General features: G+C 71.4%; 21 protein-coding genes. 8 read left to right on the top strand and 13 right to left on the bottom strand.

Annotated elements, in window-relative coordinates; all coding sequences use genetic code 11:
- Window position 1: 1 nt before the first annotated feature.
- From IE168_RS10825 to IE168_RS10815, 3 genes are read right to left on the bottom strand one after another with little or no spacing between them, the layout of a single operon-like run.
- Window positions 2-1,195, bottom strand: a complete 1,194-nt coding sequence (locus tag IE168_RS10825; RefSeq protein WP_189498148.1) for a COX15/CtaA family protein — start codon at window positions 1,193-1,195, stop codon at window positions 2-4.
- Window positions 1,195-1,785, bottom strand: a complete 591-nt coding sequence (locus tag IE168_RS10820) for a hypothetical protein (protein WP_189498146.1) — start codon at window positions 1,783-1,785, stop codon at window positions 1,195-1,197. Before IE168_RS10820 ends, IE168_RS10825 begins: the two co-directional genes overlap by 1 nt.
- Window positions 1,782-2,501, bottom strand: coding sequence for an SURF1 family protein (locus tag IE168_RS10815; RefSeq protein ID WP_189498144.1), 720 nt, complete (start codon window positions 2,499-2,501; stop codon window positions 1,782-1,784). The genes IE168_RS10820 and IE168_RS10815 overlap by 4 nt, the downstream gene beginning before the upstream one ends.
- 60 nt (window positions 2,502-2,561) lie before the next feature.
- Between IE168_RS10815 and IE168_RS10810 the strand changes: the two genes are divergently transcribed.
- A complete protein-coding gene (locus IE168_RS10810; protein ID WP_189498142.1) occupies window positions 2,562-2,780 on the top strand; it encodes a twin transmembrane helix small protein in 219 nt (72 codons plus the stop codon).
- A gap of 101 nt (window positions 2,781-2,881) precedes the next feature.
- Here IE168_RS10810 and IE168_RS10805 read toward each other — a convergent pair whose 3' ends face one another.
- Genes IE168_RS10805 through coxB form a run of 5 tightly spaced genes read right to left on the bottom strand, consistent with a single transcriptional unit; the run spans window position 2,882 to window position 7,144 of the window.
- Window positions 2,882-3,766, bottom strand: a complete 885-nt coding sequence (locus tag IE168_RS10805) for a cytochrome c oxidase subunit 3 (RefSeq protein ID WP_189498140.1) — start codon at window positions 3,764-3,766, stop codon at window positions 2,882-2,884.
- A gap of 22 nt (window positions 3,767-3,788) precedes the next feature.
- Entirely contained in the window at window positions 3,789-4,382 is a 594-nt protein-coding gene (locus tag IE168_RS10800) for a cytochrome c oxidase assembly protein (RefSeq protein WP_189498138.1), read from the bottom strand.
- Window positions 4,379-4,510 carry a hypothetical protein gene (locus tag IE168_RS14715; protein ID WP_263598379.1) on the bottom strand — a complete coding sequence of 44 codons (132 nt, stop codon included), beginning with the start codon at window positions 4,508-4,510 and terminating at the stop codon, window positions 4,379-4,381. Before IE168_RS14715 ends, IE168_RS10800 begins: the two co-directional genes overlap by 4 nt.
- Entirely contained in the window at window positions 4,503-6,152 is a 1,650-nt protein-coding gene (gene ctaD / locus IE168_RS10795; RefSeq protein ID WP_189498136.1) for a cytochrome c oxidase subunit I, read from the bottom strand. The genes IE168_RS14715 and ctaD overlap by 8 nt, the downstream gene beginning before the upstream one ends.
- Window positions 6,153-6,175: 23 nt before the next feature.
- A complete protein-coding gene (coxB, locus tag IE168_RS10790; RefSeq protein ID WP_386659574.1) occupies window positions 6,176-7,144 on the bottom strand; it encodes a cytochrome c oxidase subunit II in 969 nt (322 codons plus the stop codon).
- Window positions 7,145-7,471: 327 nt separating this feature from the next.
- On the opposite strand from coxB, the gene putA reads away from it, so the two are divergent.
- Window positions 7,472-10,624 (top strand): bifunctional proline dehydrogenase/L-glutamate gamma-semialdehyde dehydrogenase PutA, encoded by a 3,153-nt coding sequence (gene putA, locus IE168_RS10785; protein WP_229823422.1) that lies wholly within the window; start codon window positions 7,472-7,474, stop codon window positions 10,622-10,624.
- 165 nt (window positions 10,625-10,789) lie between these two features.
- Here the strand turns inward: putA and IE168_RS10780 are convergent, their stop codons facing one another.
- Window positions 10,790-12,130 carry an OmpP1/FadL family transporter gene (locus IE168_RS10780; protein WP_189498130.1) on the bottom strand — a complete coding sequence of 447 codons (1,341 nt, stop codon included), beginning with the start codon at window positions 12,128-12,130 and terminating at the stop codon, window positions 10,790-10,792.
- A gap of 146 nt (window positions 12,131-12,276) precedes the next feature.
- On the opposite strand from IE168_RS10780, the gene IE168_RS10775 reads away from it, so the two are divergent.
- Window positions 12,277-12,969, top strand: a complete 693-nt coding sequence (locus tag IE168_RS10775; RefSeq protein WP_189498128.1) for a rhomboid family intramembrane serine protease — start codon at window positions 12,277-12,279, stop codon at window positions 12,967-12,969.
- On the opposite strand, the gene IE168_RS10770 is transcribed toward IE168_RS10775, so the two are convergent.
- The 3 genes from IE168_RS10770 to gpmI all read right to left on the bottom strand — a co-directional run bounded on the left by IE168_RS10770 (window position 12,963) and on the right by gpmI (window position 17,468).
- Window positions 12,963-14,468 carry a S41 family peptidase gene (locus IE168_RS10770; protein ID WP_189498126.1) on the bottom strand — a complete coding sequence of 502 codons (1,506 nt, stop codon included), beginning with the start codon at window positions 14,466-14,468 and terminating at the stop codon, window positions 12,963-12,965. The two genes, IE168_RS10775 and IE168_RS10770, sit on opposite strands and share 7 nt — an antisense overlap.
- Window positions 14,469-14,562: 94 nt before the next feature.
- Window positions 14,563-15,894 carry a murein hydrolase activator EnvC family protein gene (locus tag IE168_RS10765; protein WP_229823420.1) on the bottom strand — a complete coding sequence of 444 codons (1,332 nt, stop codon included), beginning with the start codon at window positions 15,892-15,894 and terminating at the stop codon, window positions 14,563-14,565.
- Window positions 15,891-17,468 (bottom strand): 2,3-bisphosphoglycerate-independent phosphoglycerate mutase, encoded by a 1,578-nt coding sequence (gpmI, locus tag IE168_RS10760; protein WP_189498124.1) that lies wholly within the window; start codon window positions 17,466-17,468, stop codon window positions 15,891-15,893. The genes IE168_RS10765 and gpmI overlap by 4 nt, the downstream gene beginning before the upstream one ends.
- A gap of 30 nt (window positions 17,469-17,498) precedes the next feature.
- Between gpmI and IE168_RS10755 the strand changes: the two genes are divergently transcribed.
- From IE168_RS10755 to IE168_RS10745, 3 genes are all read left to right on the top strand, one after another.
- Complete coding sequence (locus IE168_RS10755) at window positions 17,499-18,185, top strand: DUF4097 family beta strand repeat-containing protein (RefSeq protein WP_189498122.1); 687 nt, start codon at window positions 17,499-17,501, stop codon at window positions 18,183-18,185.
- Window positions 18,186-18,249: 64 nt separating this feature from the next.
- Window positions 18,250-19,950: a M28 family metallopeptidase gene (locus IE168_RS10750; protein WP_189498121.1), complete on the top strand. Its 1,701-nt coding sequence runs from the start codon at window positions 18,250-18,252 to the stop codon at window positions 19,948-19,950.
- Between the two features lie 189 nt (window positions 19,951-20,139).
- Window positions 20,140-20,538: an MAPEG family protein gene (locus IE168_RS10745; RefSeq protein WP_189498119.1), complete on the top strand. Its 399-nt coding sequence runs from the start codon at window positions 20,140-20,142 to the stop codon at window positions 20,536-20,538.
- 49 nt (window positions 20,539-20,587) lie between these two features.
- Here the strand turns inward: IE168_RS10745 and tyrS are convergent, their stop codons facing one another.
- Entirely contained in the window at window positions 20,588-21,805 is a 1,218-nt protein-coding gene (gene tyrS, locus IE168_RS10740; RefSeq protein WP_229823417.1) for a tyrosine--tRNA ligase, read from the bottom strand.
- Window positions 21,806-21,994: 189 nt separating this feature from the next.
- Here tyrS and IE168_RS10735 point away from each other — a divergent pair, with 189 nt between their 5' ends.
- The gene (locus IE168_RS10735) at window positions 21,995-23,491 is read left to right on the top strand and encodes a M23 family metallopeptidase (protein ID WP_189498115.1); all 1,497 of its coding nucleotides are present in this window, start codon (window positions 21,995-21,997) and stop codon (window positions 23,489-23,491) included.
- A 13-nt stretch (window positions 23,492-23,504) separates the two neighbouring features.
- Window positions 23,505-24,647, top strand: coding sequence for an anhydro-N-acetylmuramic acid kinase (locus tag IE168_RS10730; protein WP_268245216.1), 1,143 nt, complete (start codon window positions 23,505-23,507; stop codon window positions 24,645-24,647).
- Window positions 24,648-24,691: the final 44 nt, after the last annotated feature.

The raw sequence follows: 24,691 nt of genomic DNA, 5'->3' as shown, positions 1-24,691 counted from the left end.
CTCAGTCGACCCCGCGCAGGCGCGCCAGCAGCGACACCATCACGAACACCAGCAGCGCGGCGCCGCCGTTGTGCATCACCGCCACCGGCAGCGGCAGCGACAGCTTGACGTTGAGGATGCCGAGCGTGACCTGGGCCACCGTGAGCAGCGCCAGCAGCACGCCCCAGCCGCGCAGGCCCGGCGTGCGCAGCATGCGCGCCGCGGCCCACAGCAGCATCGCGGCCGCGGCCACGGCGCCCAGGCGGTGGGTGACGTGGATGGCGATGCGCGCAGCGCCGTCGAGCACGCCGCCCTCGTAGTCCACGCCGATGCCGCGCCACAGCACGAAGCCCTCGCGGAAATCCGTGGGCGGCAGCCACAGGCCCGCGCACTGCGGGAAATTCTCCATCGACCAGCCGCCGGCGCCGCAGGACAGCGCGGCATAGTTCGCGCTCACCCAGCCGCCGAGCGCGACCTGCACGCCCAGCACCGCCAGCGCGGCCCACAGCAGCCGGCGCAGGCGCCCGGCGTCGGCCAGCACGATCGGCCGGTCGAGCGCGCGCCAGGCCATCCACACCAGCAGCGAGAACGTCAGCAGGCCGCCCATCAGGTGGCCCATCACCACCACCGGTTTCAGCAGCCAGGTCACCGTCCACATGCCGAGCAGCGCCTGGAAGATGATCACCGCCAGCGTCAGCGCGGATTCGCGCGCGAGGTCCTGGCCGCGCCAGCGCAGAGCGGCGGCCAGCAGGATCGCTTCGCCGGCAACCGCCAGCAGCGAGGCGGCGACGTGCGCGCCGGCCATGTAGGTGGGAATCGCGATCGCGACCAGGCCGGCGGCCGCCAGCACCTGGGCGATGCCCAGCCGCCGCCGGCGCGCGGCCAGGAGCGCCATCGCCAGCACCAGCACGCCGAGCAGCGCGGCGATGTGGCGGTGCACCTGCTCGCGCCAGGCCTTGTGGTCCTCGAAGGTTCGAATCGCGCTGGCGGCGTGATCGGCCGCGTGCTCGACCGCTTTCGGCCAGGTCGCGCGCCCGTAGCAGGTCGGCCAGTCCGGGCAGCTGAGGCCGGCGTGCGACAGCCGCACGAAGGCGCCGAACACGATCACGCCCAGCGCCAGCGCCACGGCCAGCCAGGCGATTCGGTGGAAGTGGCGGTGGATGTGGCGGACGCCGTGCTGGGGGGACTGGCCGCGAGGAGTGGAAACGGTGGTCATCACTTGAGCTTGAGCAGGCGCGCGACGTCGGTGCGCAGGTGGCCGGGGTCGAAGCCCGGCGCATAGCGCAGGATCACGAAGCCGTTGGGATCGACAACATACACCGGCGCGCCCTGCGGGCCGCCCTCCTCCACCCGCGGCAGCTGGGCGCTGAACTCCGGCGCCGGCTCGACCACGTTCCAGACCCGGTTGCGCAGCGCGCCCTCCGGCGGTTCGCCGACCCACAGGATGTTGACGTGGTCGGCGTTGTGGCCGAACAGTCGCCAGACCTTGTCGAGGTCATGGCTGAGGGCGACGCAGGCGTCGGTGCAATCGGCCGGCGGTGCGACCACGATCCGCCAGGTGCGCTCGGCCGGATTCCACGCGTACTCGCCGCCGCCGACCAGGCGCGGCACGACCTGGCGCAGGTCGCCGGGCGGCTGCAGCAGTTCGCCGTGGTTCTTCATGCCGGCCGGGCGCCAGCCCGAGAAGCGCAGCGCACCGGCCACGATCGCGCTGCCGAAGAACACGGCCACGATCAGCAGCAGCAGTCCGCGGTTGCGGTTGCGCTCGCGCACGGGGATGGGCGTGTCGGTGCGGGGATCGTTCATGGGCGTTGCCTGCGATACGTCAGGATCAGCGCGGTGGCAAGCACCGCGAGGGCGAGCGCGAACCACTGCACGGCATAGCCGAGGTGGCGTTCGGGCGGGAGGGTGTTGGGGAGCACGTCGAGGTCGCGGGCGTAGCCGATGTCGAGCGCCGGGTCGAGCTTGAGCACCCGCGGCGCGAGCCGCGGCTGGCCCAGCGGCGCGGCCAGCGCGGCGGGATCCAGCCCGATCGCGAGCAGGGTGCCATCGGCCTGCGGTTCGAAGCCCGAGGGCCCGATGCCGTGGGAAGGCGGCGGCGCCAGCAGGCCGGCGACCTGGCGCGGCCCCGCCAGCCGCGGCACCTCCGGCAGCGTGCGCTCGGGCGGCAGCGGCAGCCAGCCGAGCTCGACCAGCACCGCGCCGGTGCCCGCGTCGGGCACGAAGGCGCGATACACGCGCACGCCCGCGCGGCCGTTGCGCTGCTGGTTGTCGAGCAGTACCGCCGGGGCCTCGGCGAAGTGGCCGGTAGCGGCGCTCCAGTCGTAGCCGCGCGTGCGCGCGGGGTCGGCGGCGGCGGCCAGCGGCACCGGCGTCTTCGCGGCGATCGTCGCCGCGACCTGGTCGAGCATCAGCTGCTTTTCCTGCTGCCTGCCGAGCTGCCAGTGACCGAGCGCCGAGAAGCCGGCGATCGCCAGCAGCGCCGCCATCCACCCGACCACCATGCCGGTGCCACGGCTCATGTGCGCGCGTCGACCGGGTGCGATACTGCGCCGATCACACCGGCCGCGGAGGCCAAGCGCATGAGTGACTCGCTGAAAACCCTGCTCATCATCGGATTCCTGATCCTGATCGTATGGAACCTTGGCGCCGGCCTTTACTACATGCTGGTCGACAAGGGCACCACCAAGCGCACGGTGAATGCGCTGACGCGGCGCATCGCGCTGTCGGTGGCGCTGATCCTGATCGTGCTCCTCTCGATCTGGATGGGGTGGATCACGCCGCACGGCATCCAGGGCTGAGCCCCGGATCCGGGCCGCGCGCGCGGCCCCGGCGCAGACACGAAGGCCGGCGATCGCCGGCCTTCGTCATTCCATGACGGCCGCCCTGGCGGGCGCGTGCCTCAGACCACGTAGACGAACAGGAACAGCGCCAGCCAGACCACGTCGACGAAGTGCCAGTACCAGGCCACGGCCTCGAACGCGAAGTGGTTGTCCCTCGTGAAGTGGCCCTTGAGGCAGCGGAACCAGATGATCGCCAGCATGATCGTGCCCAGCGTAACGTGCGCGCCGTGGAAGCCGGTGAGCATGAAGAAGGTCGAGCCGTAGATGCCCGACCCCAGGGTCAGGTTGAGGTCGCGGTAGGCGTGGATGTATTCCTCGACCTGGAAGAAGAGGAACAGGCAGCCCAGCAGCACGGTGATGCCCAGCCACACCAGCAGCTGGCGGCGGTTGTCGGCCTTCAGCGCATGGTGCGCGATGGTCAGCGTGACGCCCGAGGTCAGCAGGATCAGCGTGTTGAGCAGCGGCAGGCCCCAGGCCGGGATGGTCTGGAACGCACCGCCGACCTGGCCCGGACCGGCCGACGGCCAGGCCGCGCTGTAGCCCTCCCACAGCAGCGAGTTGGTCATGACGCCGTCGCCCGCGCCGCCCAGCCACGGCAGCGACAGCTGGCGGGCGTAGAACAGCGCGCCGAAGAAGGCGGCGAAGAACATCACTTCCGAGAAGATGAACCACACCATGCCCATGCGGAACGAGCCGTCGACCTGGCGGTTGTGGTAGCCCGACACCGATTCGAGGATCACGTCCGCGAACCACTTGAACAGGATCAGGATCAGGCCCGCGGCACCGACGAAGAACATCGTCCTGCCCCACGACACCTCGTTGAACCAGCTCGCCAGTCCGAAGAACAGGATGAACAGCGCCACCGACGCGAACACCGGCCACTTGCTGTCGTGCGGGACGAAGTAGACGTTCGGGTCGTGGTGCTCGGCTTGGGTCTGTGCCATGTCGGGTTCCGTCGTTGCCGGGTCAGGGTGCCGCGTGCGGCACGTTGGACGACGCACCGACCGCGGCGGACTGCTGTTCGCGCTCGGTCAGGATGTCGTTCTTGAAGAAAGTGTAGGACAGGGTGATCGTCTTGACGTCCGCGGGCAGCGACGGATCGATGATGAAGCGCACCGGCATGTCGCGGGTTTCCCCGGCCGCCAGCGTCTGCGCGGTGAAGCAGAAGCATTCGGTCTTGGCGAAGTAGCCCGAGGCCCGCGCCGGCGCCACCGAGGGGGTGGCGGTGCCGACGATCGGACGGTCGCCATCGTTGTGCGCGTAGTAGGTGGTTTCGTACTGCTGGCCGACCTGCACCTGCATGCGCGCCTGGTTGGGCCGGAACGACCACGGCAGCGAGGAGTTGACGCCACCGTCGAACTCCACCGTGACCATGCGCGCCTCGGCCGCGGCGCCTGCACCGGCATCCGCGCTCGCCGCGGTGTTGTCGAGGCGGATGCCGAACACCTTCTCGCAGGCGATGCGGTACAGCGGCACCAGCGAGAAGGTGAACGCGAACGCGGCCAGCGCTGCGAGCAGCATCTTGCCGATGCCGGCGGTCCTGGCGGCCTTGCCGGTCACGACGCCAGCACGCCCGACAGGATGAAGGCGACGTAGATCGCCAGCGCCACCGCGCCCAGGATCAGCGCCATGCGCAGGGCACGCCGCCGCTGGGCGGCGACGCGCACGGGGTCGTGCTGGTCAGGCACGACCGGCCTCGTTCACGGGCTCGATCTCGTGGCCTTCGGGATCCAGGTCGCCATGGGCGAGGTCGCCCGGACGGATCACCGGCGGCGTGCCGAAGGTGTGGTGCGGCGCCGGCGACGGCACGGTCCACTCCAGGCCACGCGCGCCTTCCCACGGACGCTGCGGCGCCACGGCGCCCTTCTTCAGCGAGTGGAACAGGATGCCGAACATCATGAAGGGCGTGACGAACATGCCGAACGCGCCGATCGAGCTGATCAGGTTCCAGTCGGCGAACACCACGTTGTAGTCCGGAATGCGGCGCGGCATGCCGGCCAGGCCCAGGAAGTGCTGCGGGAAGAACAGCAGGTTGACGAACACCATCGTCCACCAGAAGTGGAACTTGCCCCAGGCCTCGTTGTACATGCGGCCGGTCCACTTCGGCCACCAGTAGTAGACGGCGGCGATCAGCGCCAGCACCGAGCCGGTGACCAGCACGTAGTGGAAGTGCGCGACGACGAAGTAGGTGTCGTGGTACTGGAAGTCGGCCGGCACGATCGCGAGCATCAGGCCCGAGAAGCCGCCGATCGAGAACAGGATCACGAAGGCGATCGAGAACAGCATCGGGGTCTCGAACGTCAGCGAGCCGCGCCACATCGTGCTGACCCAGTTGAAGATCTTCACGCCCGTGGGCACCGAGATCAGCATGGTCGCGTACATGAAGTAGATCTCGCCGCCCAGCGGCATGCCGGCCGTGAACATGTGGTGCGCCCACACGATGAACGACAGGAACGCGATCGCGGCGGTGGCGTACACCATGGCCTGGTAGCCGAACAGCGGCTTGCGGCTGTAAGTCGGGATGATCTCCGAGACCACGCCGAAGGCCGGCAGGATCATGATGTAGACCTCGGGATGCCCGAAGAACCAGAAGATGTGCTGGTACATCACCGGGTCGCCGCCGCCGGCGGCGTTGAAGAAGCTGGTGCCGAAGAACTTGTCGGTCAGCAGCATCGTCACCGCGCCCGCCAGCACCGGCATCACCGCGATCAGCAGGAACGCGGTGATGAGCCAGGTCCACGGGAAGATCGGCATCTTCAGCAGGTCGACGCCCGGTGCGCGCATGTTGAGCACGGTGGCGATGACGTTGATCGCGCCCATGATCGAGCTGATGCCCATCATGTGGATGGCGAAGATCGCGAACGCCATGCTCGAGCCGCCCTGCAGCGACAGCGGCGGGTACATGGTCCAGCCGCCGGCCGGCGCGCCGCCCGGGAGGAACAGGGTCAGCAGCAGCATCGCGAAGGCGAACGGCAGGATCCAGAACGACCAGTTGTTCATGCGCGGCAGCGCCATGTCCGGCGCGCCGATCTGCAGCGGGATCATCCAGTTGGCCAGGCCGACGAAGGCCGGCATCACGCCGCCGAAGATCATCACCAGCGCGTGCATCGACGTCATCTGGTTGAAGAAGTGCGGGCTGACGTGCTGCAGGCCCGGCACAGCCAGCTCGAAGCGGATGACCACGCTCATCGCCGCGCCGACGATGAACATCAGGAAGCTGAAGAGCAGGTACAGCGTGCCGATGTCCTTGTGGTTCGTGGAGAAGAACCAGCGTTCGACGAAGCCCTGCTTGTGGTCGTGGTGGTCGGCGGTTGCGGTATGGGTGGACATGGCGATCGGCCTTTCGTGTTCGGTCAGGCGGCGCTGGAGGCGTCGGCGGATGCGGCGGCGGGCGCCTGCGGGGCGGTGGGCTCCTCGCCCTGCTGGATGTCTTCGATCATGTCCGGGTCGATGGACCGCGGCGCGTTGCCGTCGCCGCCCTCGGGCACCAGCGAGGGATCGGTCGGCACCCCGGTGTCCACCGTCTTCATCGACGCCAGCCAGGTCGCGTATTCGTCCTTCGGCACCGCGCGCACCACGATCGGCATGAAGCCGTGGTCCTTGCCGCAGAGCTCGGCGCACTGGCCGCGGTACACGCCCGGCTCGCGGATCTCGGCCCAGGCCTCGTTGACGATGCCCGGCACCGCGTCCTGCTTCCAGCCCAGCGCCGGCACCCACCAGGAGTGGATGACGTCGTCGGCGGTGATCACGAAGCGGATCTTGGTGTCGACGGGCACCACCAGCTCGTTGTCGACCTCGAGCAGGTAGTAGGGGTGCGCCGCCGGGTCGGGGCGCTCGCCGGCCTGCCGGATGCGGTCGTGTTCGCGGTCGAGGCGGCTGGTGATGGAGACGTCCTCGCCCAGGTAGTCGTACTTCCACATCCACTGGTAGCCGGTCACCTTGACCGTCATCGCGGATTCGCGGGTGTCGTACATGGCGATCAGCTTGCTGGTGGCCGGCCAGGCCATGATCACCAGCAGGATCACCGGGATCACCGTCCACAGCACTTCAAGGCCGGTGTGGTGGCTCCACTTGGCCGCCACCGCGCCCTTGGACTTGCGGAACGCGAAGATCGCGTAGCCCATGGCGATGAAGACCACCAGGCCGATGGCCAGGCAGATCCACAGCGCCAGCATGTGGGCCTCGTAGGCGTTCTGGGACGTCGCGGTCACGCCCCGCCCCATGTTCAGCTGCCATCGCGACGGATCGGCCGCCTGGGCCATGGCCGCCATCGGCGCCGCGGCGACGAGCGCCAGAATCCACCGCGAGAATCGCCCCTGCATCATGCGCGCAACCCCAAATGTTCGATCGCGGCCCGGCGGCCGCCTGCCATCTACGTTGGTCGGATGGCCCATCCGCACCGGCCTCTGCCCCGCGCGGTCGAACCGGCCACGCCCCGCCGGGGGCGCCTGATCGTAGCGATGGTAGCCGTCGCGTACGCGGACCGGCAAGCACATCCATCGCGGGCCTGCAACGCGCCCGGTCAATACGGCGTGCGAAAAAATGCGCAAGGGGCGCCCCGGCGCGCCCGCGGACACTTCGCGAACAGGGCGCAAAGCGCACCCGGAGGACTAGAATCCTCCTCTCTCACCCTCGATGTCCGGACCACCGTGACCAAGCCCCTTCCCGGCGACCTTCCGCCGCCGTCCGACCCGCTGCGCGCGGCGATCACGCAGCACTGGCTGGCGGACGAAGCCACCCGCGTGCGCGCGCTGCTCGCCGAGGCGCGCCAGCCGCCCGCCGACACCGCCGCGATCGCCGCCACCGCCGCCGACCTGGTGCGCCGCGTGCGCCTGCGCGCGCGCGATCAGGGCGTGGTCGAGTCCTTCATGCGCCAGTACGACCTCGGCAGCGAGGAGGGCGTGCTGCTGATGTGCGTGGCCGAGGCGCTGCTGCGCATTCCCGACCAGGACACCGCCGACGCGCTGATCCGCGACAAGCTGGGCGAGGCCGACTGGAAGCGCCACGTCGGCCAGTCGGAATCGGTGCTGGTCAACGCCTCCACCTGGGGCCTGATGCTGACCGGCCACCTGGTCGACCTGGCCGACGACACCAGGCGCGACGTGCACGGCGCCTTCAAGCGCCTGGTCGGCCGCGTGGGCGAGCCGGTGATCCGCCTGGCCGTGCGCCAGGCGATGAAGATCATGGGCCACCAGTTCGTGATGGGCCGCACCATCGGCGAGGCGCTGGGGCGCGCCCGCAAGGGCCGCAACGCGAACTACCGCTACTCCTACGACATGCTCGGCGAGGCCGCGCTCACCCAGCGCGACGCCGACCGTTACCTCGAGGCCTACCGCAGCGCAATCGACGCCATCGGCCGCAGCGCCGGCGGCGCGGCCGACGAGATCGTCGCGCCCTCGATCTCGGTCAAGCTCTCGGCGCTGCATCCGCGCTACGAGCACGCCAAGCGCGAACGGGTGCTGGCCGAGCTCGCCCCGCGCCTGCTGGACCTCGCGCAGCGCGCGAAGGGCCATCGCATCGGCCTGACCGTCGACGCCGAGGAGGCCGACCGCCTGGAGCTGTCGCTGGACGTGATCGAAGCCGCCTGGTCGGACCCGTCGCTGGCCGGTTGGAGCGGCTTCGGCATCGTGGTGCAGGCCTACCAGAAGCGCGCGCCGTTCGTGATCGACTGGATCGCCGGGCTCGCGCGCCGCGGCGGCCGCCGGATCCCGGTGCGCCTGGTCAAGGGCGCGTACTGGGACGCCGAGGTCAAGCGCGCCCAGGTCGAGGGCCACGCGGGCTATCCCGTGTTCACGCGCAAGCCCAACACCGACGTCAGCTACCTGGCCAACGCGCGCCGCCTGCTCGACGCCGGCGACGCGGTCTATCCGATGTTCGCCACCCACAACGCGCAGACCATCGCCGCCGTGCACCGCATGGGCGCCGGCCGGCCGTTCGAGTTCCAGAAGCTGCACGGCATGGGCGACGACCTCTACGACGAGGTGATCCCGGCCGACCGCCTGGACGTGCCCTGCCGCGTCTACGCGCCGGTCGGCAGCCACGAGGACCTGCTGCCCTACCTCGTGCGCCGCCTGCTCGAGAACGGCGCCAACTCCAGCTTCGTCAACCGCATCACCGACGAGGACGTGGCGATCGAGGACCTGGTCCGCGACCCGGTCGAGGTCGTGTCCGCGTTCGACTCCATCCCGCATCCGCGCATCCCGCTACCGGCCGACCTGTTCCGCAGCGTCGGCATCGACAGGACCAATTCCATGGGCATCAACCTCGCCAACGACGACGATCTGCGCACCCTGGCCGCCGCCATCGCCGCCGAAACGGCGCAGTGGCAGGCCGCGCCGCTTGTGCCCGGCGCGACCACCGCCGCCGCCTGGGCCGACGTCACCGATCCCGCCGACCGCCGCCGCGTGGTCGGCCGCTGGCAGGCCGCGGACGCCGCCACGGTCGAGCGCGCGCTGGCCAACGCCGTCGCCGCCCAGCCGGCCTGGAACGCGACACCGGCCGCGTCGCGCGCCGCGATCCTCGAGCACGCCGCCGACGTGATGGAGCAGCAGATGCCGAAGTTCATCGCCATGTGCACGCGCGAGGCCGGCAAAACCGTCGTCGACGGCGTCGCCGAGGTGCGCGAGGCGGTCGACTTCCTGCGCTACTACGCCGGCGAGGCCCGTCGCCAGTTCGGTGCGCAGGCCCTGCCCGGCCCCACCGGCGAGTCCAACGTGCTGCAGCTTGAAGGCCGCGGCGTGTTCGTCTGCATCAGTCCCTGGAACTTCCCGCTGGCGATCTTCTGCGGCCAGGTGGCGGCGGCGCTCGCGGCCGGCAACAGCGTCATCGCCAAGCCGGCCGAGCAGACCAACCTGGTCGCGCACGCGGCGGTGAAGCTGCTGCACGAGGCCGGGATCCCGGAGACCGTGCTCCAGCTGCTGCCCGGCGACGGTGCCAGCGTCGGCGCCGCGCTCACCTCCGACCCGCGCGTGGCCGGCGTGGCCTTCACCGGCTCCACCGCCACCGCGCGCGCGATCAACCGCGCGCTCGCCGCCCGCGACGCGTCCATCGGCGTGCTGATCGCCGAGACCGGCGGCCAGAACGCGCTGATCGCCGACTCGTCCTCGCTGCCCGAGCAGGTGGTCAAGGACGCGATCGGTTCGGCCTTCACCTCGGCCGGCCAGCGCTGCTCGGCCGCACGCGTGCTGTTCGTGCAGGACGACATCGCCGACAAGGTGGTCGACATGCTGGCCGGCGCCATGGCCGAGCTGGTGGTGGGCGACCCGGGCCAGCTGTCGACCGACGTCGGCCCGGTGATCGATGCCGACGCGCTGGGCCTGCTCGAGGACCACGCCGGCGAGATGGCCGGCTGCCGCCTCGTCGCGCAGGCCGCGCTGCCCGACGAAGCCGCCCACGGCACCTTCTTCGCGCCGCGTGCCTGGGAGATCGATTCGATCGGCCGCCTGGAGCGCGAGAACTTCGGCCCGGCGCTGCACGTGGTGCGCTGGAAGGCGAGCGAGCTCGACCAGGTCGTCGACGCCATCAACGCCACCGGCTTCGGGCTGACGCTCGGCATCCATTCGCGCATCGACGAGACGGTCGAGCGCATCGTCTCGCGCGCGAAGGTGGGCAACATCTACGTCAACCGCAACCAGATCGGCGCGGTGGTGGGCGTGCAGCCCTTCGGCGGCCAGGGCCTGTCCGGCACCGGCCCCAAGGCCGGCGGCCCGCACTACCTGCCGCGCTTCGCCACCGAGAAGACGGTGACCATCAACACCACCGCCGCCGGCGGCAACGCCTCGCTGCTGACGCTGGGCGACTGAGCCTCCCCGTCCGCCACCCGCGGCCCGCAGGAGCAGCTACAGCTGCGACCGCGATCGCTGCCAGCACGGGTCGCAGCTGTAGCTGCTCCTACAAAGAAAAAGCCCCGCGGATGCGGGGCTTTTGCTGTTCCGCCACCGGCGGCCCGCGAGGGGCCGCCGAATGGGTCAGAAGCGGTACTGCGCCGACACGCCGAACAGGTTGGCGTCGCCGTCGAACGGACCGGCGATGGTGCTGCCGCCGCTGGTGACGTCGACTTCGGGATCCTTCGGCTTCAGGTGGGTGAAGGCGAAGTCCACCGACAGCGCATCGCTCACGTCCCAGGTGGCACCGACCGAGTACCAGTTGCGGTCGGCATCGGGCAGGCGCGGGGTGCGGTGCTCGATGCTGGTCGGCGTCTCGTCGAACGCGACGCCGCCGCGCAGGGTCCACGCGTCGTTGAGCTTGTACTCGGCGCCGATCGAGGCGAACTGCGTGTCCTCCCAGCCGAAGGGCTCGACCGAGTCCGGATCCGGGTTGTCGAAGTCGATGCGCACTTCCTGCAGCGAGGACCAGCCGGTCTCGGCCCACGTCGCCATCATCGCGAAGCGGTCGGTGAAGTCGTAGCGGGCCGCGACCGAGAAGGTCGAGGGCGTGGTCAGCTTGGCGCCGGCGCCGCCGTTCTGGAACAGCTGGGCGGTCATCGGGTTGCTGTTGAACACCGCGCGCACGTCGCCCGGGACCTGCCACTCGGCGGTGCCGCGCAGCTCGTAGTCGATTTCGGACTGGTAGTTCACGCCGAACGAGAAGCGGTCGGTGGGACGCGCGGTGAAGCCCGCGACCCAGCCGAAGCCGGTGTCGTCGCCCTGGATCTCGGCGTGGCCATCCCGCGCCTGCGGCACCGCGAACGGCAGCGGGCGCGTGGCCGGGTTGGAGAACAGCAGGGTGCCGAAGTCGACGGACTTCGACAGGGTCACGTCGGCCTTGGAGTAGATCGCACCCAGGCCCACCGAGAAGCGGTCGGTGATGTCCAGCGCGGCCGAGAAGGTCAGGTTGATGATCTGGACGTCGGAGGTGTCGGCGAAGTAGCGGCCCTGCCAGTCGGGCTCGTACTCGGTCTTCAGGCCGAACGGCGCGCTGACCATGGCGCCCAGCGCCAGGCCGTTGTCGAGCTTGTGGATCACCGAGAACGCCGGGATCGGAATGACGTCGCCGGCGTTTCCGCCGTCGCCGCCGGTGAGCGGGCGACCGAGCGCGTCGGTGCCGCTGCCCTTGAACTCGTAGGTCAGGTCGATCACCGAGAGGTCGGCCTGGACCGTGGTGCCCTCGAAGCGGGTCATCGCAGCCGGGTTGTTGATCACGACCGAGGCGTCGCCTTCGTTGACGCCGGAACCGGCGAACGCGGCGCCGAGGCCCTTGACGCTGTTTTCCTTGAGCTGGAAACCGGACGCGTGGGCCGGGGCGAAGGCCAGGGCACCGGCGATGCCGAGCGCGAGGGCCGAAGCCTGGTAGACGGGGGAGATACGCATTGCTGGGAAGCTCCTGACAGTGGCTTGTAGTTGTTGGAGTGCCGCGCACTATACCGTGGCGGATGGTGTTGCACAGGTGTCCCGCGTCACGCCTCCGGGCGGGTATCTTGGCCGGCCACGCCCGCCTTCCGGCCCCGTCCGCAGTCATGTTCGTCTCGATCCCCACGCACGCACGCCCCGCCTTCCGCTGGGCCACGCCGCTGCTCTGCGCGGCCCTGTGGTGCGTCTACCTGTGGGCCAGCACCCGGCCCGAGGCCGTCGAGCAGGCGCTGATGGCGCGCTGGGGCGCGCTGACCGGCGGTCTGGCCCGGGGCGCGCTGGCGGACTGGTGGGGCGAGGGCGAGCGCGGGCTGCGCCTGCTCACCGCGCTGTTCGTGCACGCCGACTGGGCGCACCTGCTCGGCAACCTGGTGTTCCTGCTGATCTTCGGGCTGCCGGCCGAACGCGTGCTCGGCTCGTGGCGGCTGCTGGTGCTGTTCCTGGCCGGCGGCGCGTTCGCCAACCTCGTCAGCGTGCTGGTGATCGACGCGCCGGACCGCTTCGTGATCGGGGCCAGCGGCGCGGTCTCGGCGCTGATCGGCACCTACCTGGCGCTGTTCCCGCGCGCGCACCTCGGCGTGGTGCTGCCGCTGGGCCTGTTCCTCGAGTTCGTGCGCGCGCCGGCCTCGCTGCTGATCGGCACCTGGGCCCTGCTGCAGGTGGTGTTCGCCTACATCGGGCCCGCGTTCGGTGCCGTGGCCTGGCCGGCCCACATCGCCGGCTTCGCCTTCGGCGTGGCGTTCGCGCTGCTTTCGCGCGGCGCGATCGCGCGGCGGCTGCGGCGCCAGAAGGGCTACTGAGCGGCGTCGGCCGGCGGAGTTTCCCCGGCCGCCGGCGTCGCCGGCAGCGCACAGGTTCCACCGGAGGCGAGTCGGCGCAGCGCGTCCATCGCCGCCTTGACCGGCTCGTCGCCGTCGAGCACCTGGCCCGGCCGCCCGCCCTCCTCGCCGTCGGCGGCGAGGTGGCCCGGCAGCGCCGATTCGGCGTAGCCGCTGGCCGGTGCGCCCTTGCCGTCGATCACCAGGTCGGGCTCGATGCCCCGGGCCTGGATCGAGGTGCCGCCCGGCGTGTAGTAGCGCGCGGTGGTGAGCTTGACCGCATCACCGTTGTCCAGCGGCAGCAGCGTCTGCACCGAGCCCTTGCCGAAGGTGCGGCTGCCTACGATGCAGGCGCGCTCGTTGTCGCGCAGCGCGCCGGCCAGGACCTCGGAGGCGCTGGCGGAACCGGCGTCGACCAGCACCACCACCGGACGGCCCTGCATGCGGTCGCCGGGCGTCGCGTTGAACGCGGTGTCGCCGACCTGGATGCGGCCGCGCGTGCTGACGATGCCGCCGCTCTCCAGCAGGTCGTCGGCGATCTGCACCGCCGAGGTCAGCAGGCCGCCGGGGTTGCTGCGCAGGTCCAGCAGCAGGCCGCGCAGCCCGGTGCCGCCGGCCTCGCCGTTGAGGCGGTCCAGGGTGGCGGCGAAGTCGGTGGCGGTGTCGGCCTGGAAGGAGGCGATGCGCACGAGGCCGAAGCCCGGCTCGCGGATGCTGCCGCGCACGCTGGCGGTGCGGATGATCTCGCGCGCCACGCGCAGCTCGAGCGGCTCGGCCTCGCCTTCGCGCAGGATCGTCACGCCGACCTCGGTGCCGGGCGGGCCACGCAGCGGACCACGGCCCTCGTGGCTGGCCGGCGTCAGCGCCTGGCCGTCGACGGCGGTGATGACGTCGCCCGAGCGGATGCCCGCGCGCTGCGCCGGGCTGCCGTCCATCGGCGAGATCACGCGCATGCTGCCGTCGGGCAGCTGCATGACCTCGACGCCGATGCCCTCGTAGGCGCCGGTGGTGCCCTCTTCGAAGGCCTCGGCGTCGCTGCGCTGCAGGTAGGCGCTGTGCGGATCAAGATCGAGCAGCAGCCCGCGGATCGCGGCCTGCATCAGGTCGCGGTCGCTGACCTCGTCGACGTGGCCGGCGCGCACGGCGTTGAAGACCAGGACGAAGCGGGTGATCTCGTCCAGCGGAACCGCGCTGTTGGCGGCCTCCCCGTCGTCGTCGCCGGCCGTGGCGCCAACGGCCTCGGCTCCGTCCATCCCGGCGGGCGCGTCGGCGGGCGCGTCGGCATCCGTGCTTTTCGCAAGCTCGTCCTGGGCTGGTTCCTGCGCCGGTTCGTCCTGCGCCGGCGCCTCCTGTGCAGGCGCGGCCTGGTCGGCACCATCAACCTGCGGCGGCGTCTCCGGCTCCGCGGGCGGCGGCGTCTGCGCGGCAGCGGGCAAGGCCAGCAGGCTGGCGAGGGCGAGCGTCAACAGGCTGGCACGCATTCGTGACTCCGGGTTCGCGGGATGGACGGCCCTGCGCCGTGGCGCGGGATCCACCCGATTATGCCGCTCCCGCGCCTGCCCGCCCGGTCGTCGTTCAGCGCTTCTGCAGCCAGGTGTTCGGATCGACCGGCTTGCCGTCGCGCCGCAGCTCGAAGTACAGCGCCGCCGTGCCCTGCCCGCCCGAGGTGCCGACGGTGGACACCGCGTCGCCGCCGCGCACGCGGTCGCCCGGGCCCTTGAGCAGGCTGTCGTTGTGGGCGTACAGGCTCATGTAGCCGTTGCCGTGGTCGATGATCAGGATCAGGCCGTAGCCGGTCATCCACTCGGCGAACACCACCGTTCCCTCGGCCACCGCCGTGACCGGCGTGCCGGCGGCGGCGGACACCAGCACGCCCGAGCTGCGGCGGCCGTCGGGCATGCGCCCGCCGTAGCCGGCGAGCAGGCTGCCGGTGAGTGGCCAGGACAGGCCGCCGACCTGCACCGGCGCGCTGGGCGCGACGGCCACCCGCGGCGCGTCCGGGACGGGACTGCGGCCGCCGCCACTGCCGCTTCCGGGGCCTGCCGTGCCGGCCTCGCGACGGGCGGCGGCGGCGCGGCGCGCGGCTTCGGCCTTGCGTTCCGCCTCGGCTTTGCGCGCTGCTTCGCGCAGGCGCGCGAGCAGGCTCTCCAGCGATTTCGCGTCGGCACCCAGCGCCTTCTCGCGGGCGCTGCGGTCCTTGTAGCGGGCGTCGAGCTCGGCAACCGCCTTCGCCCGTTCGGCCTGTTCGCGCTCCAGCGCCGAGGCCTGCTCGCGCTGCCGCTCGCGGGTCGCGGCCAAGGCCTCGCGCTCGGACGCGATCCGCCGCTCCATGTCCTCCAGCCCGGCAAGCTCGGCCGACAGTTCGGCGATGCGCGCGCTGCGGCTGCGCTGCAGGTAGCCGTGGTAGGCCAGGCTGCGGTTGGCGCCGGCGGCATCGTCCTGCGACAGCATCAGCTTCAGCGGCGCCTGGCCGCCGACGGTGTAGGCGGCGCGCAGCAGGGTGGCAAGTTCGGCGCGCTGCGCGGACAGGCCTTCGGCGGCGGCGTCGCGGCGCGCCTCCAGCTCCGCCAGCGCCTGCTGCTGGCGCGCCAGTGCGGCTTCGGTGCCTGCCAGTTCGCGCGCGTTGCGGGCCACGCGCTCGTCGGCCTCGCGCAGGCCGCGGCTGGCGGTGCCGCGCTCGCCTTCGATGCGGCGACGCTCGCGCCCGACCTCGTTGAGTTCGCGCTTGACCCTGTCCAGGCGGCGCTGGGCCTCGCGGCTGTCCTGCGCCGCGGCCGGTCCCAGCGCCATCGCCAGGAGCAGCGGAAGCAGCCACCAGGCCAGCACGGGCCAGGGCCGCGACGCGGTGGCCCGCGGCCGGCGCTGCGCACGGGTACCGCGGCCCGCCCTGGCCGCCGCGTCGCTCACGCCAGCAGGCTGCGGCCGGTCATCTCCGCCGGCTTCGGGACGTCCAGCAGGTCGAGCATCGTCGGCGCCAGGTCGCGCAGCGCGCCGCCGGTGCGCAGCGTCGCGCCGGCGCGGTTGCCGACGTAGATCAGGTCCACCGGCCCGACGGTGTGCGAGGTGTGCGGCTCGCCGGTCTCCGGGTCGCGCATCATCTCCACGTTGCCGTGGTCGGCGGTGACCAGCAGCTCGCCGCCCTGCGCGGCCACCGCCGCGGCAACCTCGCCGAGGGCCTTGTCGACCGCCTCGACGGCCTGGATCGCCGCCTGCAGGTCGCCGGTGTGGCCGACCATGTCGGGGTTGGCGAAGTTGCAGACCACGGCGTCGAAGCGCCCCGAGGCGATCGCGGCCACCAGCTTCTCCGTCACTTCCGGGCAGCTCATCTCCGGCTGCAGGTCGTAGGTGGCGACCTGCGGGCTGGGCACGAGGATGCGCTCCTCGCCCGGGAACGGCGCCTCGCTGCCGCCGTTGAAGAAGAAGGTGACGTGGGCGTACTTCTCGGTCTCGGCGATGCGCAGCTGGGTGAGGCCGCTGGCACCCAGCACCTCGCCCAGGGTGTTGCGCAGGTCGTCGGGCGGGAAGGCCAGCGGCGCCGGCAGCGTGGCGTCGTACTCGGTGAGGCAGGTGAAGCGCGCCAGCGCCGGGCGGCGCGCGTCGAAGCCGTCGAAGCCCGGCGCGACGAAGGCGGCGGCGAGCTGGCGCGCGCGGTCGGCGCGGAAGTTCATGAACACCACGGCGTCGCCGTCGGCCACCGGCGCGGCACCGTCGATCACCGTGGGCGCGACGAACTCGTCGTTCTCGTCGCGCGCGTAGGCGGCCTCGAGCGCGGCGAGCGCGTCCGGGGCATGGTGCGGCGACTGCGCGTCCACGATCGCGTCCCAGGCCCGGCGCACGCGCTCCCAACGCTTGTCGCGGTCCATGGCGAAGTAGCGGCCGCTGACGCTGGCGACGTGCGCGTTGCCGGCGGCGGCGCAGGCGTCCTGCAGCGCGCGCAGGCTCGGCGCGGCCGAGCGCGGCGGCATGTCGCGGCCGTCGGTGAAGGCGTGCACGGCCACGCGCGCCACGCCCTCGCGCTTCGCCAGCGCCAGCATGGCGAACAGGTGCGCCTCATGGCTGTGCACACCGCCCGGCGAGAGCAGGCCCAGCAGGTGCAGGGTGCCGCCCGTGGCGTTCACCGCGCGGCAGGCCGCGACCAGCTCGTCGTTGGCAAAGAAGCTGGCGTCGGCGATCGCGGCGTCGATGCGGGTGAGGTCCTGGTAGACCACGCGCCCGGCGCCGATGTTCATGTGGCCGACCTCGGAATTGCCCATCTGCCCGTCGGGCAGGCCGACGTGGGTGCCCTCGGTGTGGACCAGGGTGGTCGGATGCGCGGCGAAGAGGCGGCGCCAGTTCGGGATGTCGGCGAGCGCGAGCGCGTTGTCGCGGGGGTCGTCGCGGTGGCCCCAGCCGTCGAGGATCAGCAGCACCACCGGCTTCGGGCGGCGGACGGAAGCGGCTTCTGGCACGACGTTCGACCCTGTGACGTTGGACAGGGGCATTGTAGCGCCCGGCAGGCGCAGACTCCCTGCATGGCCGCCATCCACGCCACCCTCGTTCTCGCCCTCCTCGTCCTGGCCGCGCTGTTCCCGGGCACCGTCCGCGCCAGCGAGGACATCGTCCGCACCAACGGCGCGGTGACCACCACCGCCGGCAGCGAGTACGGGCGCCTGGGCACCACCAACGGCAGCGTCCGGCTGGCGGACCGGGTGACGGCGGACACCGGCTCGACCACCAACGGCAGCATCAGCGCCGGCAACGACGTCACCGTCGGGCAGCTGTCCACGGTCAACGGCAGCATCCGCCTGGGCGAGCGCGTGCGCGTGGCCGGTGAGGTCCGCACCGTCAACGGCAGCATCTTCATCGACCGCCACGGCCGCGCCGGCGCGGTCGAGACCACCAACGGCGACATCGGCCTGGTGGCGACCGAAGTCGCCGGCGACGTCCGCCTCGCCAACGGCGACCTGACCATCGGCATCGGCTCGCACGTGCGCGGCGGCGTCGAGGTGCGCAAGCCCGGCGCCAACTGGATGCCGGTGCGCGTGGGCACGCGGCTGCCGCGCGTGGTCATCGGCCCGGGCGCGGTGGTCGACGGCCCGCTGGTGTTCGAGCGCGACGTGGCCCTCTTCGTACACGACAGCGCGCGCATCGGCCCGGTGACCGGTGCGCAGCCGGTGCGCTACTCCACGCCGACCGCACCCGCGCGCACGGACGACTGACCCGGCCCCTTCGTGGTGCCGAGCGCATAGAATCGGGGGTTCCATCCACGCAGGACCCCAGAGAATGCGACCGACCCACCTCGTGCTCAGCCTCGCCGTCGCGACGGCGCTGGCCGCATGCAGCGGCGAGCCCGCCAGCGCCCCCGCCACCGGCGACACCCCGGCCACGGCCGCCAGCGGCGCCTCCGGACACATGTTCAGCCCGGAGCTGAGCAAGGACGACTTCGCCGAGATGGTGAAGACGCTGGCCTCCGACGAATTCGAGGGCCGCGCCCCCGGCGCCCCCGGCGGCGAGAAGACCGTCGAGTACATCAAGGCCCAGTACGAGCGCATCGGCCTCGAGCCCGGCGGCGACAACGGCACCTTCTTCCAGACCGTGCCCATGGTCGAAACCACCGCGGACGAATCCACCGTCCTGCGCCTGGACGTGGCCGGCCAGCAGCGCGACCTGGCGTTCGGCACCGACATGGTGATCGGCACCCGCACCGGCGAGGCCGAGGTCAAGGTCGCCGACAGCGACCTGGTGTTCGTCGGCTACGGCGTCGACGCGCCGGAACTGGGCTGGAACGACTACGACGGCCTCGACGTCAAGGGCAAGACCGTGGTCATCCTGGTCAACGACCCCGGCTTCCACGCCAAGGACGACTCGCTGTTCGAAGGCGAGCGCATGACCTACTACGGCCGCTGGACCTACAAGTTCGAAGAGGCCGCGCGCAAGGGCGCCGCCGCCGCGCTGATCATCCACGACACCGCCGGGGCGTCCTACGGCTGGGACGTGGTCAAGAACTCCTGGTCGGGACCGCAGTTCGACCTGCGCGCATCCGACGACCCGGAACCGCGCCTGCCCGCGCAGGGCTGGCTGAGCGCCGAGGCCGCCAAGCAGCTGTTCGCCGATGCCGGCCAGGACCTCGACGCGCTCTACGTCGCGGCCAACAAGCGCGGCTTCAAGGCCGTGCCGCTGGACGCGCGCGTGTCGTTCGAACTCGACAGCACCACCCGCGAAAGCTCCTCGCGCAACGTCGTCGGCATCCTGCGCGGCAGCGAGGCGCCGGACGAGGCCGTGGTCTACATGGGCCACTGGGACCACCTCGGCAAGCACGAGGGCGAGGGCGACACGATCTACAACGGCGCCGTCGACAACGCCACCGGCATCGCCGGCATCATCGAGATCGCGGAGAAGTTCAAGGCCGACGGCCAGCCGAAGCGCTCGGTGGCCTTCATCGCCGTGACCCTGGAGGAATCCGGCCTGCTGGGCTCGAAGTACCAGGTCGCGCACCCGGCCTTCCCGCTGGAGAAGACCGTGGGCGTGGTCAACCTCGACGCCATGAGCGTGGCCGGCCCCGCGCGCGACATGGTCGTGACCGGGCTGGGCAACTCCGAGCTCGAGGACATCCTCAAGCGCTACGCCGACGCCCAGGGCCGCACCCTGGTGATGGAAGGCAACCCGGCCGGCGGCTTCTACTTCCGTTCCGACCACTTCAACTACGCCAAGGCGGGCGTGCCGGCGCTGTACGCCAAGGGCGGCGACGACCTGGTCGAAGGTGGCAAGGAGGCCGGCGCGGCCTACGGCAAGCGCTACACCGAAGTCGCGTACCACAAGCCCGCCGACGAGTTCGATCCGGCCTGGAACCTCGACGGCGTGATCCAGGACCTGGAGGCGCTGTACGGCGTCGGCCGCACCCTGGCCGACGAGGGCGGCTGGCCGAACTGGTACGAGGGCAATGCCTTCAAGGCCGCGCGCGACGAGATGCGCTCCGGAAAGTAGGCCACCGCCGCGGCCGGCAACGGCCGCACGCGTGGCACGGAACGGCGCCGCAGGGCGCCGTTTCCGTTTTCCTGTGGGGGCGGCTACAGCCGCGATGGCGACCCGCATCGGCAGCGCGATCGCGGCTGCAGCCGCTCCCACGGGAAAACCTGCTTTACTTCCGCGGTTCCCACGCACGAAATCGCCGCCATGACCCTCGCCACCGCCTACTGGTGCATCCTGATCACCGCGTTGCTGCCCTACGTCCTCGCGCTGGTCGCCAAGACCTCAGGCCCCGGCTACAACAACCGCAACCCGCGCGCCTGGCTGGCCAAGCAGGACGGCAACTACAGGGTCCAGCACGCCAACGCCGCCCACCTCAACGCCTTCGAAGCCTTCGCGCCGTTCGCCGCGGGCGTGCTGATGGCGCAGTTTGCCGGCGTGGATCACGGGCGCATCGCGCTGCTCGCCGTCGTCTTCGTGGCGATGCGGCTGGCACACGGCATCTTCTACGTCGCCGACGTGCAGCTCGCGCGCAGCCTGGCCTGGCTGGGCGGCTTCGCCTGCGTGGTGGCGCTGATGGTGATGGCCGCGGCCGCAATCGCCTGAACACCAGACGCGGCCGCACACCCAGGCCGCGGCAGGCACCAGGTGCCGGTCAACCCGCGACCAGTCGCACCCGCGCGAAGTTGCGCTTGCCCACCTGCAGCACGCCCTCGAAGCCGGGCACGAAGGTCGCGCCCGCGTCCTCCACCACGGCACCATCGACCTTCACCGCGCGCTCCTTGAGCTTGCGGTTGGCCTCCGAATTCGACGGCGTGATGCCGGCCGCGGTCAGCAGCGCGGCGATGCGCAGGCCGTCGGCCGGCACCGCCACCTCCTGCAGCGGCAGCAGCGAAGTGTCGCCCTGCCCGGTCACCGCCGCGTGCCAGCCGGCGATCGCGGTCTCCGCGGCCGCCGCGTCGTGGAAGCGCGTGGCCAGTTCGCGCGCCAGGCGCAGCTTCACCTCGCGCGGGTTGAGCGTGCCCGCGGCCACTTCCGCCTTGAGCCTGGCTGCCTCGTCGATGCCGATGTCGAAGCTCAGCAGCTCGATCCACTCCCACATCAGCTCGTCGCCGATCTTCATGGTCTTGTTGACGAAGTCGATCGCCGGATCGGTGACTCCGATGTAGTTGCCCAGCGACTTGGACATCTTGTTGACGCCGTCCAGCCCGACCAGCAGCGGCATGGTCAGCACCACCTGCGGCTTCTGGCCGTGGGTCTCCTGCAGGCCGCGGCCCATCAGCAGGTTGAACTTCTGGTCGGTGCCGCCAAGCTCGACATCGGCCTCCAGCGCCACCGAGTCGTAGCCCTGCACCAGCGGGTAGAGGAATTCGTGGATCGCGATCGACTGCTGCGCCGCATAGCGCTTGGCGAAGTCGTCGCGCTCGAGCATGCGCGCAACGGTGAGCTGGCCGGCCAGGCGGATCATGTCGGCGGCCGACATCGTCCCGAACCACTCGCTGTTGAAGCGGACCTCGGTCTTCGCCTCGTCGAGCACCTTGAACACCTGGTCGCGGTAGGTCTGGGCGTTGGCCAGCACGTCCTCGCGTGAGAGCGGCTTACGGGTGGCGCTCTTGCCCGAGGGGTCGCCGATCATCCCGGTGAAGTCGCCGATCAGGAAGATCACGGTGTGGCCGAGGTCCTGGAACTGGCGCAGCTTGTTCAGCAGCACCGTGTGGCCCAGGTGCAGGTCGGGGGCGGTGGGGTCGAAGCCGGCCTTGACCCGCAGCGGGCGGCCGGTGGCCAGGCGGGCCTCGAGCTCGTCGGCCTTGAGCAGTTCGTCGACGCCGCGGGAGATCAGCTGGAGGGCCTGGGCGGGGGAAGTCTGGAGCACGGGAATTCCTGTTCTGACGTCGGCACGTCGTGAAAGCGTGATGGAGTTTACCTGCGTTGTTAACACCTGGTTAAAATCTTGCCCGAGGAGAAATCCCAACGGCATCAGGGGTTTGACGCATGGTGTTCGCGTCATTATGGTGGCCCCGTGACGCGCCCGTCACGCAAGGGCCGAGGGTCCGATCCGCACATGACCACGCCCGAATCGTCCGCACCGTCCGACGCGCAGCGCAGCGCGCGCGTCCGCCTCAGCAACCTCCGCGAGCTGGCCCGCCAGACCGCATCCCGCCGCCAGAAGGACGCCGCGACCGAGACCATCGGAGGCCGCCGCTGGGCGCGCCGCCAGTGGGGCCATGCCAGCCTCGCGGCCACCGCCGGTGCGCTGCTGCTGGCCATCGTGCCCGGTTTCAACACCGCCGTCGACGTGCCGGCGAGCGCCCGCCTGACCACGCTGTCGCTGGCGCTGCCCGCACTGTCGCAGCCCGCACGCACCGAGGCCGCGGGCAACGACTGGATGCTGGTCAGCGTGGAGAAGGGCCAGACCCTGGGCGCCATCTTCGACGAGCTGGGCGTCCCGGCCACCACCATGCACGCGCTGCTCGAGCAGTCCGGTGCCCGCCAGGCGCTGACCCGCCTGCGTCCGGGCGCACAGCTCGGCTTCGCCTTCGGCGCGCCCACCGCCGACGGTCGCCCGGCGCCGCTGAAGGCCCTGCGCTACGACCGCGGCGAGACCGAGCGCGTCGAGCTGGTACTGGACGGCGACAAGGTCACCGAGACCGTGGTCGAGCGCCCGCTTGAGGTCCGCACCACCGTGGTCAGCGGCAAGGTCGGGCGTTCGCTGTTCCACAGCGCGCGCAAGCTCGGCCTGTCGGGCTCCAGCATCAACAAGCTGACCGACGAGATCTTCCAGTACGACATCGACTTCAACACCGACGTCACCCAGAACGACCGTTTCAGCGTGGTCGTCGAGCAGGTCTACCGCGAAGGCGAGCTGCTGCGCACCGGCGAGGTGCTGGCGGCCGTGTTCACCGCCAAGGGCAAGCCGTTCACCGCGTTCCGCTACGAGCGCGACGGCAAGACCGAATACTTCAACGCCGACGGCCGGCCGCTGAAGAAGAGCTTCATCCGCATGCCGATCCAGTACGCGCGCCTGAGCTCGACGTTCGGCTCGCGCCGGCATCCGGTGCGCGGCACCATGCGCATGCACAAGGGCGTCGACTATGCCGCGCGCACCGGCACCCCGATCATGGCCGCCGGCGATGCCCGCGTGGCCTTCAAGGGCTGGAAGGGCGGCTACGGCAACACCGTGATCCTCGACCACGGCCGCGGCTACACCACGCTGTACGCGCACATGTCCGGCTTCGGCAGCATCCGCCAGGGCCAGCGCATCAGCCAGGGCACGGTGATCGGCCGCGTCGGCAGCACCGGCCTGTCCACCGGCCCGCACCTGCACTACGAGTTCCGCATCAACGGCGTGCATCGCAATCCGCTGCAGCACACCATGCCCGAGCCCGAGCCGCTGAAGGGCACCGCGCTGGCCGCCTTCCGCGCCCAGACCGGGCCGGCGCTGGCGCGCATCCGCACCGTCGAGGACATCATCTACGCCCAGGTGCCGGCGGAAGACGCCGACGACACGCGCGTCGCCGCTGCCCGTGCCGACGCCACCGCGGGCCGCGGCCGGGGCTGATCCGGCACCACCGGTGGCCACGCAGGATCCCGTGCAGGCGCCGCGCCCGCGCTGCTTCCTCGGCCTGATGTCGGGCACCAGCGCCGACGGCATCGATGCCGCGCTGGTGGACTTCGACAGCGACGCCTCCACCTCGCGGCCCACGCTGCGCTTCGCCCGCACCTACGCCTGGAATTCCGCCCTGCGCGCGCGGCTGGTCGCGCTCGGCCAGCAGGATGCGACGCTGTCGCTGGACGAGGTCGGCCGGCTCGACGTCGCCATTGGCCGCGCCTTTGCCGATGCCGCTCTGCAGGCGCTGGCCGACAGCGGCACCGCGGCCGCAGGCGTCGTCGCCATCGGCTCGCACGGCCAGACCCTGCGCCACGACCCGCACGGCCCCCTGCCCTACACCCTGCAGCTCGGCTGCGCCGCGACCATCGCCGAACGCACCGGCATCACCACGGTCGCCGGCTTCCGCGCGCGCGACGTCGCCGCCGGCGGCCAGGGCGCACCGCTGGTGCCCGCGCTGCACGCCGCGCTGCTGCACGACCCGTCGGAGTCGCGCGCGGTGCTCAACCTCGGCGGCATCGCCAACTTCACCCTGCTGCCGGCCGCGGGTGCGGTGCGCGGCTTCGACACCGGCCCCGCCAACGGCCTGATGGATGCCTGGTGCCTGCGCCATCGCGGCGAGGCCTTCGACCGCGGTGGCGCTTTCGCCGCCTCGGGGCGCGTGGACGGCACGCTGCTGGCGCGGCTGCTCGACGAACCCTGGTTCGCGCAGCCGCCGCCGAAGTCCACCGGCCGCGACCGCTTCCACCTCGCCTGGGTCGAATCGCACATGTCGGGCGGCGAGGCGCCCGCGGACGTCCAGGCCACCCTGCTCGCCCTGACCGCGCGCACCGTGGCCGACGCCCTGCGTGCCACCCAGCCGGACACCGCGCGCGTGATCGCCTGCGGCGGCGGCGTGCACAACCCGGGGCTGATGGCGGCGCTGGCGGCGGAGCTGCCGGGGATGGTGGTGGAATCGACGTCGGCGCACGGCCTGGACCCGGACGCGATCGAGGCCATGGCCTTCGCCTGGCTGGCGCGCGAGACGCTGGCGGGTCGTCCGGGAAACCTGGCCGCGGTCACGGGCGCGGCGGGTGCGCGCATCCTCGGTGCCATCCACCCGGCCTGAGCCCCGAAGCGCCGCTGTAGGAGCGGCTATAGCCGCGATTGCCG

The sequence above is a fragment of the Luteimonas padinae genome (assembly GCF_014652935.1).
GTDB classification, from domain to species: domain Bacteria; phylum Pseudomonadota; class Gammaproteobacteria; order Xanthomonadales; family Xanthomonadaceae; genus Luteimonas; species Luteimonas padinae.
Note: the sequence above shows the minus strand (reverse complement) of the source record. Positions and strands in the feature narration are given on the sequence as shown.